Origin of the sequence: Breoghania sp. JC706 (assembly GCF_037026715.1) — a bacterium.
Classification (GTDB): Bacteria; Pseudomonadota; Alphaproteobacteria; order Rhizobiales; family Stappiaceae; genus Breoghania.
In genome coordinates this window covers 41,090-53,703 of record NZ_JBANCG010000012.1, presented here as the reverse complement: position 1 = coordinate 53,703, position 12,614 = coordinate 41,090, and the positions used below count along the sequence as shown (strand labels likewise).

The 12,614-nt window shown below is 65.6% G+C and carries 13 protein-coding genes; 12 read left to right on the top strand and 1 reads right to left on the bottom strand.

All coding sequences use genetic code 11. The features are described from left to right. Window positions 1-80 precede the first annotated feature (80 nt). From V2L18_RS20990 to V2L18_RS20980, 3 genes are all read left to right on the top strand, one after another. A complete protein-coding gene (locus tag V2L18_RS20990) occupies window positions 81-494 on the top strand; it encodes a DUF6163 family protein (RefSeq protein ID WP_336180301.1) in 414 nt (137 codons plus the stop codon). A 602-nt stretch (window positions 495-1,096) separates the two neighbouring features. After that, window positions 1,097-1,609, top strand: coding sequence for a MarR family winged helix-turn-helix transcriptional regulator (locus tag V2L18_RS20985; RefSeq protein WP_336180300.1), 513 nt, complete (start codon window positions 1,097-1,099; stop codon window positions 1,607-1,609). 402 nt (window positions 1,610-2,011) lie between these two features. Then, window positions 2,012-3,325, top strand: a complete 1,314-nt coding sequence (locus V2L18_RS20980; protein WP_336180299.1) for a L,D-transpeptidase family protein — start codon at window positions 2,012-2,014, stop codon at window positions 3,323-3,325. Between the two features lie 153 nt (window positions 3,326-3,478). Here V2L18_RS20980 and V2L18_RS20975 read toward each other — a convergent pair whose 3' ends face one another. Next, the gene (locus V2L18_RS20975; protein WP_336180298.1) at window positions 3,479-3,937 is read right to left on the bottom strand and encodes a GFA family protein; all 459 of its coding nucleotides are present in this window, start codon (window positions 3,935-3,937) and stop codon (window positions 3,479-3,481) included. Window positions 3,938-4,058: 121 nt separating this feature from the next. Here V2L18_RS20975 and V2L18_RS20970 point away from each other — a divergent pair, with 121 nt between their 5' ends. From V2L18_RS20970 to V2L18_RS20930, 9 genes are all read left to right on the top strand, one after another. Then, the gene (locus V2L18_RS20970) at window positions 4,059-4,262 is read left to right on the top strand and encodes a serine hydroxymethyltransferase (protein ID WP_336180297.1); all 204 of its coding nucleotides are present in this window, start codon (window positions 4,059-4,061) and stop codon (window positions 4,260-4,262) included. Between the two features lie 462 nt (window positions 4,263-4,724). Next, a complete protein-coding gene (gene glyA, locus V2L18_RS20965) occupies window positions 4,725-6,038 on the top strand; it encodes a serine hydroxymethyltransferase (RefSeq protein WP_336180296.1) in 1,314 nt (437 codons plus the stop codon). Window positions 6,039-6,047: 9 nt separating this feature from the next. Next, complete coding sequence (nrdR, locus tag V2L18_RS20960) at window positions 6,048-6,539, top strand: transcriptional regulator NrdR (protein WP_336180295.1); 492 nt, start codon at window positions 6,048-6,050, stop codon at window positions 6,537-6,539. Next, window positions 6,536-7,741 carry a bifunctional diaminohydroxyphosphoribosylaminopyrimidine deaminase/5-amino-6-(5-phosphoribosylamino)uracil reductase RibD gene (gene ribD / locus V2L18_RS20955; protein WP_336180294.1) on the top strand — a complete coding sequence of 402 codons (1,206 nt, stop codon included), beginning with the start codon at window positions 6,536-6,538 and terminating at the stop codon, window positions 7,739-7,741. The genes nrdR and ribD overlap by 4 nt, the downstream gene beginning before the upstream one ends. 4 nt (window positions 7,742-7,745) lie before the next feature. Beyond that, entirely contained in the window at window positions 7,746-8,348 is a 603-nt protein-coding gene (locus tag V2L18_RS20950) for a riboflavin synthase (protein WP_336180293.1), read from the top strand. Window positions 8,349-8,639: 291 nt separating this feature from the next. Beyond that, window positions 8,640-9,086, top strand: coding sequence for a 6,7-dimethyl-8-ribityllumazine synthase (gene ribH / locus V2L18_RS20945; protein WP_336180292.1), 447 nt, complete (start codon window positions 8,640-8,642; stop codon window positions 9,084-9,086). Window positions 9,087-9,088: 2 nt separating this feature from the next. Continuing rightward, complete coding sequence (gene nusB / locus V2L18_RS20940; protein WP_336180291.1) at window positions 9,089-9,634, top strand: transcription antitermination factor NusB; 546 nt, start codon at window positions 9,089-9,091, stop codon at window positions 9,632-9,634. 9 nt (window positions 9,635-9,643) lie between these two features. Then, window positions 9,644-10,636, top strand: coding sequence for a thiamine-phosphate kinase (thiL, locus tag V2L18_RS20935; RefSeq protein WP_336180290.1), 993 nt, complete (start codon window positions 9,644-9,646; stop codon window positions 10,634-10,636). A 626-nt stretch (window positions 10,637-11,262) separates the two neighbouring features. After that, a complete protein-coding gene (locus tag V2L18_RS20930) occupies window positions 11,263-12,480 on the top strand; it encodes an MFS transporter (protein ID WP_336180289.1) in 1,218 nt (405 codons plus the stop codon). Window positions 12,481-12,614: the final 134 nt, after the last annotated feature.

The window sequence follows — 12,614 nt, the reverse complement described above, 5'->3', positions numbered from 1 at the left end:
GCGGGCTCGGGCCGCTCCCCCTTCCGGCTTTTTCGCGTCCCGGCCATGAGGGCCGGACAACTGAAGGAAATGTGCCGTCGATGCTGACGCTGTTGCAGGATTTCGCCCGGGTGCGCCCGCCGTGGCGCACGGTGCTGATCTGGTATCTGCGCTTTCTGGCGATCCTGCTGATTGGCGGCGGCATCATTCACTGGGCCCGCATCGTCGGCTACGTGCCGTGGCGCGGGGTGATGTTCGTCGACATGCCGGTCGATTGGCAGGTGGCGACGGTCTATTTCGGCGTGCTCGACATGGTCGCCGGCATCGGCCTGTGGCTCGCCGCCTCCTGGGGGCCGGTGATGTGGCTGATCAGGTTGCTCTCGCAGGTGATCATGCACACCCTCTTTCAGAGCACCTTCGGCTCCCGGCCCTACGAGATCTCCTTCTACATGGTGACGATCGCGGTCTACGTGGCGCTGACGGTCCTGTCGGAGCGCGAGCGGCGCAAGGAATAGGTTTGCGCGAGCGTACGACGGGGCGGGCGCGCGGGCACGGCTTGTGGCCCATCCTTCGAGACGCGCTCTGGCGAGCGCTCCTCAGGATGACGTTGCATATGTTGCAGGCTTCACGGAAATCGCAACTCGATAACGTCATCCTGAGGAGGCGCGGCAGCGCCGTCTCGAAGGATGGGCAGCTTGCGCCTCGCCCAGACGCCCGGCGCCCGCTCCTCCTGGTGCCGTAACGCGCGCGAGGCGGGGGAAGAGGCGGCGCGGGTAACACGTTCCGCCGTGCACGTCGTCGCCTGTCGCGAGGCGGGCGGGACCGCCTGGAGGTTGCCCCGGAAATTCCGATTTTAGAAAAAAAATGTACTGCGGCTGAGCCGCGATCAGCACCGTAAGATCTTGTTTAGCTTGAAATAGCGCCTGCCGAACGGCGGATTCCCTCGCTTTCGAGGGGCAGGCCGCAGGTTTGCAAGATCGGATTCTTCTAAAGTTTCCAATGGGTCTTTAAGAGAAGATTCATGCTGCTTTTTAAGCAGATTTTATAACAGCCCGACTATTGTCCTCATCAAGCGGAACAAAACCGCACATAAACAGGATACAAGGGGCGTAACCAGATGATCACGGCAAAAAGGGCAGTCGAGGTCCTGGCGCAGGACGAAGGTAATACGGAAATCAAGCCGCTTTACCTGGAGGCGCTTACTCTTGTCGAGCGTTTGCACCGCAGGTTGCTTGACGTCATCAAGGACGAGTTCGATCGCATGGGTCGTTCCGACGTCAACAGCGTGCAGGCGCTGCTGCTGTTCAACATCGGCGACAGCGTGCTGACGGCCGGCGAATTGCGCACCCGCGGCTACTATCTCGGCTCGAACGTGTCCTACAACCTGAAGAAGCTCGTCGATACCGGCTTCATCAACCACGAGCGCTCCCGCGTCGACCGCCGCTCGGTCCGCGTCAGCCTCACCGAGAAGGGGCTGGAAGTGGCCAACATCGTCAACGACCTCTACGAGCGTCACATGCGCTCGGTGGAGACGGTCGGCGAGATCGCGCCGGAGGACTTCCAGCAGCTCAACCAGTCGCTGCGCCGGCTGGAGCGGTTCTGGACCGACCAGATCCTCTATCGGCTCTAGAATTATTTCGAGACTTGTCTCCCATCGAACGCCGTCCGGGCTGCCGGGCGGCGTTTTTGCTTGTGCTCGGCAATCCTGCGACTTTCGCTTGCGACATGAACTTGCCATAATGGCGTGGAAAGAGGCGCCGCAGGAAGGGTCGCCGGCACTGCCGCCGGGTGTCGTGCGCGGATGATTCGCGGCAAGGGAGGCCCAAGGGGCGCCTAGGCCGAACCTTTCGAAACGAGCCGGGGTGTGAGCCGTGCGGCGGACCTTGCAAGGTCGCCATGTTCACGAATGCGTAGCCGAACGCCTGCTTTTGTTGCCTCGCCCGGGCGCAGGTGGTACCGCAAACCAGAAATCCGTCATGGCGCGGGGCCCGATGTGGGGCGATCGCGCGATTTGCATCCGGGAGACAGCTCCGTGAACCGACTTTTCGCCGCCGGCGAGACCCGACCGACCACAGGCCGCCTGGCGGTTGCCGCCGCGTTTTTGATGGCCGCGTCCGCGACGACGGCGCTCGGCACGGGGACGGCAAGTGCGGAATCCCCGCTTGAGGCGCTGCGCAACTACCAGCAGCACGAGCAGTGGGAATCCAAGCTCGACGACACGATGAAGAATCTGGAGCAGATCCGCTCCCACCAGCCGACGCTTTCGCCGTCCACGGTGACCTACATCGAGCAGGCGATCCACCAGTATCAGCAGATCGTGTCGAACGGCGGCTGGGCGGAAGTCAGCACGCCGGGCCGCACCCTGAGGCTCGGTTCGTGGGACGGGGCGGTCGTGGCGCTGCGCCATCGGCTGGTCTCCTCCGGCGATCTGTCCGCGGACAAGATCAACGGCCAGCGCTTCGACAGCGACGTCGATGCCGCGGTGCGCCGTTTCCAGATTCGCCACGGCCTGACGCCGGACGGCGTGGTCGGCCCGGTCGTGCAGTCGGTGATGAACGTTCCGGCGGCGGTGCGCCTGCGCCAGTTGCAGACCAACCTGGTGCGGGTGCGCGCCATGTCGGGCTATCTCGGCGATACCTACGTGATGGTGAACATTCCGGCGGCCGAGATCGAGGCGGTCGACAATGGCGTGGTGCGCTCGCGCCATACCGCCGTCGTCGGCAAGATCGACCGGCAGACGCCGATCCTCGCCTCCAAGATCTACCAGCTGAACTTCAATCCGTTCTGGACCGTGCCGGTCAGCATCATCCGCAAGGATCTGATCCCGAAGATGAAGCGCGATCCGCAGTATCTGGCGAAAAACCACATCCGCATCTACGACTGGCACGGCAACGAGCTGCAGGCCACGGACGTCGACTGGAACACCGACGAGGCAACCAAGCTGCGCTTCCGGCAGGATCCGGGCGCGGACAATTCGCTGGGCTCGGTGCGCATCAACTTCCACAACCAGTATCAGGTCTACCTGCACGACACGCCGTCCAAGAGCCTGTTCACCAAGGACTACCGGTTCGATTCCTCGGGCTGCGTGCGCGTGCAGAACGTGCGCGACATGGTGACGTGGCTTCTGGAGACGACAACGCCGGGCTGGGACCGCACGCGGGTCGATTCCACCATCGCCTCGGGCGAGCGGGTGGATGTCACGCTCGATCACGAGGTGCCGCTCTATCTCGCCTATGTCACCGCCTGGGCGACCGACAAGGGCGTGGTCAACTTCCGCGAGGACATCTACAACCGCGACGGGCTCAACGGTTCCGAAATCGAGGGCCCGCAGATCGTCCTGCAATAGGGCGGGCGTTTACCGGCCGGATTTGAATGGGCGCCTTCGAAAGAGGGCGCCCTTTTCGGTTTCAGGGGCGGGCTCTTTCAGGGGCGGGCACTGCGGAAAAGCGGAGGGCAGGGCGGCAAAGTTGAGGGGCAGGACGCGGAGGCGCCGGGGCGCTCAGCTGCTCGCCGCCGCGTATTCCGAAAGCAGTACGGGGAATTCCTCCGGCGGGGGAAAGCCTTCGTAGCTGTAGGTGGCCGGTGTGGTGACCCAGGAGAGTTTTTCGCGGGTCATGGTTTCCGCAAAGGGGACGCACCAGTCGGGCTCGTCGAACATCGTGGAGCGGACATTCACGCACTGGGGCATCATGGCGACGCGGGTGAACAGCCAGCTCATGCAATGGGGGCAGTGGTAGTGGTCGATGCCGGGGCTGCGGGCCCCGCCCTGGACGGGCTCGCCCGCGATGACCTCAAAGCCTTCGGCGGGAACCATCGCGGTCAGCGAGAAGGCGCTTGAACTCATGCGCTGGCATTCGCGGCAATGACAGGCGAAAGTGCCAATGGGCCTGGCGGAAATCTTCATGCGGATCTGTCCGCAACGGCATGTCCCTTCGCGGGGAGACGACAGCATATCCATATCAGACCCCATGTTGGTGCTTGCGCGAATTGCATATACGAAACGTGCATTGGAGGCACAAGCATTGTGACGCGACGCGCGCGCGGGCGTCACGAAGACGGACGACAGGAGTGAAGACAGCATGACACAGGGCGGCACGCCGTCCGGGCCGGGCCGGATTTTTCTGGAATTCACGCGCGTCGGGCGGCAGGTGAAGGTTTCGGCCATCGACGAGGCGACGGGCGTTGAGGTGTCGATGATCGGACCGCTCAACGTCTCGCAGGACGAACTCGGCCGGCTCGCCGTGCGCAAGCTGAAGCGGCGGTTGGAGCAGGGCGGGGCCTGAGGGGGCGGGCTCGCAAATGGTAACGGTTGTGGTCTTTCGACCATTTCCCTTCATGTCCCTCCGCCGTCATTGCCCGGCACCCGCTTTCGCGGGCACCGGGTGATGACGATTGAGAGGCATGAGCGGGGATGACGCCGGAGGGTTTTGCCGAAATGGCAGGGATCCTGCGATCGCCTCTCCTGTCGTGGGCCGGGCACGGCGCCGAGCGGGAGGTTCTGAGGCGCCGGTTTGTCTTTTGCCGGCACGCCCCCACATAAATCGGCAGACGCCGGCAAAAGACAAACCGCACATCCGACCGGATATCCGACCTTATGGTTAGCGAACGGGCTTGGTTCGCCCCGGGCGGTATGCTATTGGCGGCGGCGCGGGTCGCGCGGGCCGAAGACGGTCCCGATCCGGCCTTGCGGATGCCGCAAGCGAACGCGAACACTCGAATACCGGAAACGCAGGAAGGCGCGCCTCATGTCGATTTCGAAATCTTCCGTCGATGAGCCCGTTCAGCTGGACTTCTTCACGCAGCCGCTTGCCGAGGCCGATCCGGAGATTGCCGATGCGATCGACAAGGAACTCGGCCGCCAGCGCCACGAGATCGAGCTGATCGCGTCGGAGAACATCGTCAGCCGCGCCGTTCTGGAGGCGCAGGGCACGATTCTCACCAACAAGTATGCCGAAGGCTATCCCGGCAAGCGCTACTACGGCGGCTGTCAGTATGTCGACATCGTCGAGACGCTGGCCATCGAGCGCGCCAAGAAGCTGTTCGAGTGCGACTTCGCCAACGTCCAGCCGAATTCGGGCAGCCAGATGAACCAGGCCGTGTTCCTGGCGCTGCTGCAGCCCGGCGACACGTTCATGGGCCTCGATCTCAATTCCGGCGGACACCTGACCCACGGCTCGCCCGTCAACATGTCGGGCAAGTGGTTCAACGTCGTCTCCTATGGCGTGCGCGAGGGCGATCACCAGATCGACATGGACGCGGTGGCGGAGAAGGCGCGCGAGCACAAGCCGAAGCTGATTCTGGCCGGCGGCACCGCCTATTCGCGCATCTGGGACTGGAAGCGCTTCCGCGAGATCGCCGACGAGGTGGGCGCCTACCTGATGGTCGACATGGCCCACATCGCGGGGCTTGTGGCCGGCGGCGTGCACCCGTCTCCGATCCCGCATGCGCATGTGGTGACGACGACGACGCACAAGTCGCTTCGCGGCCCGCGCGGCGGCATGATCCTGACCAACGACGAGGCGATCGCCAAGAAGGTCAATTCGGCCGTGTTCCCCGGTCTTCAGGGCGGACCGCTGATGCATGTCATCGCGGCGAAGGCCGTGGCGCTCAAGGAAGCGCTGCAGCCCTCGTTCAAGACGTACGCGGCGAATGTGGTGGCCAATGCCAAGGCGCTTGCCGCCAGCCTGCAGGAGCAGGGGCTCGACATCGTCTCGGGCGGCACGGACAACCACTCCATGCTGGTCGACCTGCGCCCGAAGAACGCCACCGGCAAGAAGGCCGAGGCTGCATTGGGCCGCGCCAACATCACCTGCAACAAGAACGGCATTCCGTTCGATCCGGAAAAGCCCTTCGTGACTTCCGGCATTCGCCTCGGCACGCCTGCGGGCACGACGCGCGGCTTCGGCCAGGCGGAGTTCCGTGAGATCGGGGCGATGATCGCGGAGGTTCTCGACGGCCTCAGGGCTGCGAATTCCGAAGAGGGCAACGCGGACGTCGAGGCGCGCGTGAAGGCGCGCGTCATCGCGCTGACCGACCGTTTTCCGATCTATCAATACTAGGAAGCGTGCATGCGGTGTCCCTATTGCGGCGGTGAGGAAACCCAGGTCAAGGACAGCCGTCCGACCGAGGACAACACCGCGATCCGGCGACGCCGCGTGTGCTCCACATGTGGCGGGCGGTTCACGACGTTCGAGCGCGTGCAGCTTCGCGAACTGAGCGTGATCAAGCGCAACGGGCGCCGCGCGCCCTTCGACCGGGAGAAGCTCGCCCGCTCCGTGCAGATTGCCGTGCGCAAGCGCCCGGTGGAGCCGGAACGCATCGAGCGGATGATCTCCGGCATCGTGCGCCAGCTGGAATCCTCCGGCGAGAGCGACATTCCGGCGGAACAGATTGGCACGCTGGTGATGGAGGGCCTGCGCGAGCTCGACGACGTCGCCTATGTGCGGTTTGCCTCCGTCTACAAGAACTTCCGCGAGGCCAAGGACTTCGAGACGCTGCTCGGCGAACTCAACGCCGACGACCTGCCGCCGGAGGGGCGTGCGGAGCGCGATCCGTCGTGAGCGTCGGGGGCGTGGAAATGGCAAGCGGCGCGCAGGACACGGCATCCGAAGCGACGGGATACGACGTGGCGCCCGATTGCGGGCGGGTCCTGCCATATGACGAACGGTTCATGCGCATGGCTCTCGCCATGGGGCGGCGCACGCGGGGCATCACCTGGCCCAACCCGTCCGTCGGTGCGGTGATCGTGGCGGAGAAGGACGGCGTGCCGGTGGTGGTGGGACGCGGGGCGACGGCGCCTTCGGGCCGCCCGCATGCCGAGGTCGTGGCGTTGGCGCAGGCCGGCGACAAGGCGCGGGGCGCAACCGCCTACGTAACGCTCGAGCCCTGCGCCCACTGGGGCCGCACCGGGCCTTGCGCGCTGGCGCTTTCGCAAGCCGGCATCGCCCGCGTCGTCATTGGTACCTCCGACGTCAACCCAAGGGTCGCCGACAAGGGCGCCGCCATGCTGCGTGAGGCGGGCGTTGAGGTCGTGCGCGGCGTGCTGGGGGCGGAATGCCGGGCCGCCAATATCGGCCATTTCCGGCGCTTCGCCGAAGGCCGGCCGCAGGTTGCGCTGAAGCTCGCGGTTTCCGCCGACGGCTTCATCGGCCGCAAGGGCGACGGGCAGGTCCACATCACGGGCCGCGAGGTGCAGCGTTTCGTCCACATCATGCGGGCGGAAGCGGATGCGATCCTCGTCGGCATCGGCACGGTTCTGGCGGACGATCCGATGCTGGACGTTCGTCTCGACGGGCTCGGCGACCGCTCGCCGGTCCGCTACGTCTTCGATTCCACCGCGCGGCTTCCCGTCGGCTCGCAGCTTGTTAAGAGCGCGGGGCAGGTGCCGGTGAAGGTGCTGACCTCGGCCGCCGCGCCGATGGAGCGCACCACGGCGCTGATCAAGGCCGGCGTGGAGGTGATCACCGTTCCCGCCGACGAGACGGGCCGGATCGAGGTGCGCGCCGCGCTTCACGCGCTCGCCCATCGCGGCGTCACGCGGCTGATGGTGGAAGGCGGGGCGGCGACGGCGGAGAGCTTCGTGGCGAGCGGGCTCGTCGATGAGGTCGTCATCTCCACGGGGCCGGAGAAGATCGGCGAGGGCGGCATTCGGCCGCTTGGACATCTGCCGCTGGAGGCCATAACCGATAACCCCGCCTTCACGCGCGTGAGTACGCGCCGGCTGGGGCGGGACAGGGTCGTTCACTATCGTCGCGAGGAGTAGCGTCATGTTCACGGGCATTGTCACCGATATCGGGCGGGTCGTCAGCGCCGTGGAGATCCCGGCCGGCCGGCGCACGCGCATCGCCTGTGCCTACGATGCGGCGGGCATCGACATCGGCAGCTCCATCGCGTGTTCCGGCGTCTGCCATACGGTGACGGCGAAGGGCGAGGACGGCGGCAAGGCCTGGTTCGAGGTGGAATCGGCCGCCGAGACGCTGAAGCTGACCACGGCGGGGACGTGGGCCGAGGGCACGCGCATCAATCTGGAACGCTCGCTTGCCATGGGCGATGAGCTCGGCGGGCACCTGGTGCTCGGCCACGTGGACGGGCTTGCGGAAGTGGTGGAGCGTCGCGATCACCCCGACAGCGTCTATTTCCGCTTCCGCGCGCCGCACGAACTTGCGCGCTTCATCGCCAAGAAGGGTTCTGTCGCGCTCGACGGCACGTCGCTGACGGTGAACGAGGTGGAGGGCGACGAGTTCTCCGTGTTTCTCATCCCGCACACGGTCGCGGTGACCACCTGGGGCGACCGGCAGACGGGCGATGCGATCAACCTGGAAGTCGACATGATGGCGCGCTACGTGGCGCGGCTGCGCGAGTTCGACTGAGGGGCGGGGACCCGGCGGCGTTCGCTCCTTTCGATGTCATTTCCGCGAAGGCGGGAATCCAGCATCCCAGAGGCGTGGGCGGTTCGCGTGCTGCGGCCTGATCCTGTGGTTGCTGGATCCCCGCCTTCGCGGGGATGACAGGGAGAGCGCCGGAGGCGGTGTGGTGCCTTGTCCCCATGCCGCCGCACCCCATTTACCCAGCACCGCGACTGCGCCACCGAGGGTCTGGACAAAGGCCCGCATAAGTGGTTCCTGTCGCCACCTCACACAAGAATACGAAAGCACAAAGCCATGGCCGCTCCGCACCTGCTCATCATCGATGCGCGCTTCTACGACGATCTCTCCGACGAACTCGTGCGCGGGGCCGTGGCGGCGCTGGAGAGGGGCGGTGCGACCTATGACCGGATTTCCGTGCCCGGCGTTCTCGAAATCCCGGCAGCCCTCTCCATGGCGCTGATCGCGGCGGATGACGGCGGCACGGATTATGACGGATTCGTGCTGCTCGGCTGCGTGATCCGGGGCGAGACCTCGCATTACGATATTGTGGCCGGCGAATCCGCCCGCGCCGTGATGGACATGGTCGTCGACCAGGGCTTGGCGCTCGGCAACGGTATCCTGACCGTTGAAAACGACGAACAGGCCTGGGCGCGCGCCAGGGTCGAGGAAAAGAACAAGGGCGGCTTCGCCGCCGAGGCGGCGCTGGCGATGATCGCCGTGCGTGAGAAAATCGGGGCCTGACGATGGCGGCTGACGACAAGTCCGGGAACGAGAACGGAACCGGTAACGCCCGGGGCGTGCGCGAGGCGCGGCCGGCGAACAAGCGCGGGCTTGCCCGTCTCGCCGCCGTGCAGGCGCTCTACCAGATGGAGATCTCCGGCCAGACGCTCGCCGATACCATTCTGGAATTCCAGATGTACCGGCTCGGCAAGGAGATCGACGGCGAGCAGTACCGCGAGGCCGATCCCGACTGGTTCCGCGATCTGATGCAGGGCATGGTGGCGAAACAGCGCGAGATCGATCCACGCATCCACCAGGCGCTGCAGGAGGACTGGCCGCTGAAGCGGATCGACTCCATCCTGCGCGCGATCCTGCGCGTCGGCGTCTACGAGCTGATGCGGCGCAAGGAAGTGCCGGCCCGGGTGATCATTTCCGAATATGTGGAGGTCGCCAAGGCGTTCTTCGCGGAAGACGAGCCGAAGGTGGTCAACGGCGTTCTCGACCGCATCGGTCGCGAGATCCGGCCTGGCGAGTTCGATCCCAGGCCCGCTGCTGGCTCGGGCGCGTAGCGGGGCGCCATGGGGGAGGAGCGGGCGCACGAGTTCGAACTGATCGAGCGTTATCTGGCGCCGCTCGCCACCGATCCCGGCAGCGTCGGCCTGGTGGATGACGCCGCCGTGCTGACGCCGGTCGAAGGCGAGGACCTCGTCCTCACCAAGGACGCTCTGGCCGCCGACATCCATTTCTTCGCCGTCGATCCGGCCGGCGCGATTGCGCGCAAGGCGCTCCGGGTCAATCTCTCCGATCTCGCGGCCAAGGGCGCGCGGCCTGTCGGCTATCTGCTGGGGCTCGCACTCGCGCCTGACTGGAGCGAGCGCTGGGTGGCGGATTTCTGCGCCGGGCTGAAGGCCGACCAGGAGGCCTACGGCTTTCCGCTTTATGGCGGCGACACGATCAAGGTGAAGGCGGGGCCGGTGCTGTCCGTCACCGCCATCGGCGCGGTGCCGAAGGGCACAGCGGTGCGGCGTTCCGCGGCGCGGGCCGGCGATGCGCTCTACGTCACCGGCACGATCGGCGATGCGGCGCTGGGGCTGGCGCTGCGCCACGAGCCGGCGAAGGCAGAGCGCTGGGGCCTTGGCGAGGCCGAGAGCGGGCATCTTCTCAAGCGCTACCTTTTGCCCGAACCGCGCAACGCCGTGGCCGAGGCGGTGCGCCTTTACGCGCGCGCCTCGATGGACATTTCCGACGGGCTCGTCGGCGATCTCGCCAAGATGGCGTCGTCCTCGGGCGTGGGCGCTGCGGTCGATCTCGACGCGGTGCCACTCTCCCGTGCTGCGGCCTTGGCCGTGAAGGACGAGGCGGCGTTCATCGCGGCCATGACCGGCGGCGACGATTACGAGTTGCTCGTTGCCGTGGCACCGGAAAAGACGGAGGCCTTCGAGGCGGCGGTGGCGGAAAGCGGGGTGGCACTGTCGCGCATCGGCAGAATGGAGGCGGGGGCGCGCGTCGCCTACCGGCGTGGCGGCGAGGTCTACGATTTCGGCGCGGCGGCGGGATATTCGCATTTCTGAGGCGTGCCGATTCTGATTTTGCCCGGTTCTGGCACTGCCCGCTTCTGATGTTGCCCCGTGCAGTTGTCACCCATTCGGTGTCATTCCCGCGCAAACGGGAATCCAGCATTCCAGAGACGTTTGCGGTTCGCGCGCTATGGCTTGATCCTGCGGTTGCTGGATCCCCGCCTGCGCGGGGATGACAATCGAATGTGGGGTGAATGTGGGCAGATTGGAACGGAAATCCAGGCCTTTTCGGGCTCGTGCCGACCTCTCCGACGTCATCCCGGGCGCGCTGCAACGTGCAACGTTGCTGCGCAGACCCGGGATCTCGAGCGGCAGGCTCCGGGACGACGCTGGGGGCGTGTTGGATGGGGCGGGCTTTGCGGGCGCACTGGATTTCCTTCGTTCTGTCGCCCGCTTTTGCGGCACAAAACCTCCGGTTGCGTCAGGCGTGTCCGTAAATCCCCTGATATCAGTAACTTGCAATATTCCGCTTGAAGTTTGATTCATGTCGTTGAGAAACTGAATCAACGGCATCAAACGTGGGTATTTAAACGCCCTGGAACTGGTCGGATTCCAAAATGTGTTGCGCTGACACGCCATCGAACGTATCGGAAGGTCCCGCCTACGATCCGGATTCCGCCATGACCGTCGAAGCTCAGCTCAAAACCGAAGCCGGTGACAGGCTTGCGCGCCGCAACGCCTTGCTGCTGGCGATCGCCCAGTCGCTCGGCGGGGCGACCGCGTCGATCGTCGTCGCGCTCGGCGGTCTCGCCGGGCACGAGCTGCTGGGCTCCGACAAGAGCCTGGCGACGCTGCCGATCACCTTCTTCGTGCTGGGTACGGCCTGCGGAACATTGCCGGCCGGCTACATCATGCGTCATCTGGGCCGGCGCACCGCCTACATGGGAGCAGCGGTGCTGGGCGGGCTCGGCGGGCTTCTCGCCTGCTTCGGCATCATTCAGGGCAGCTTCGTCACTCTTCTTCTGGGCACGATGGGCTGCGGCATCGCCGGCGCCTTCGTGCAGAGCTACCGTTTCGCCGCCGCCGATACCGCCTCCGACACCTTCCGTCCCAAGGCGATCTCCTGGGTCATGACCGGCGGGCTCATCGCCGGCATCGTCGGTCCGCAGACGGTGATCGCCACCAAGGACATGCTGGCGCCGATCATGTTCGCCGGCTCCTTCGCGGCGATCGCGGTCCTGAACGCGCTCACCTTCTGCCTCGTCTTCTTCGTGCGCATTCCGAGGCTTACGGCGGCGGAGCGGGCGGATAGCGGTCGGCCGATCCTTCAGATCATCCGGCAGGAGCGCTTCATCGTGGCGGTGGCCTGCGGCATCGGCTCCTATGCGTTGATGAACTTCGTGATGACGGCGACGCCGCTCGCCATGATCGCCTGCGGCCACACCCAGACCGATGCGGCGCTCGCCATCCAGTGGCACGTGCTCGCCATGTACGTGCCGAGCTTCTTCACCGGCTCGCTGATCGCGCGGTTCGGCAAGTCGCGGATCGTCGCCTTCGGGCTCTTGCTGCTGGTCGGCTGCGGCATCGTCGCGCTGTCCGGCGTCACGGTGGAGGACTTCTGGTTCGCGCTCATCCTGCTGGGGCTCGGCTGGAACTTCGGCTTCATCGGCGCGACCTCCATGGTCACCGACACATACCGTCCGGAAGAGCGCACCAAGGTTCAGGCGACGAACGATTTCCTGGTGTTCGGCTTCGTCGCCGCCGCCTCGTTCGCGTCGGGCAACGTGCTCAACGACTACGGCTGGGAGACGATCAACTGGATCCTGTTCCCGGTGGTGGCGTTCTGTCTGTGCCTGCTCGGCTGGCTGGCCTACCGGGAGCGTCGCGCGGCGTTCTGACACCCCTACTTTCGCCCCAATCCCTCAACCTCTGCTTGACCTCGTGAGAAGTCGCGATACGGTTTGCCTGCGTGAAATCCCGCGGGCGGAACGAGTCTGCCGGCGGGTGCAGTGAAGTGCCCGGCAGGGCCGCA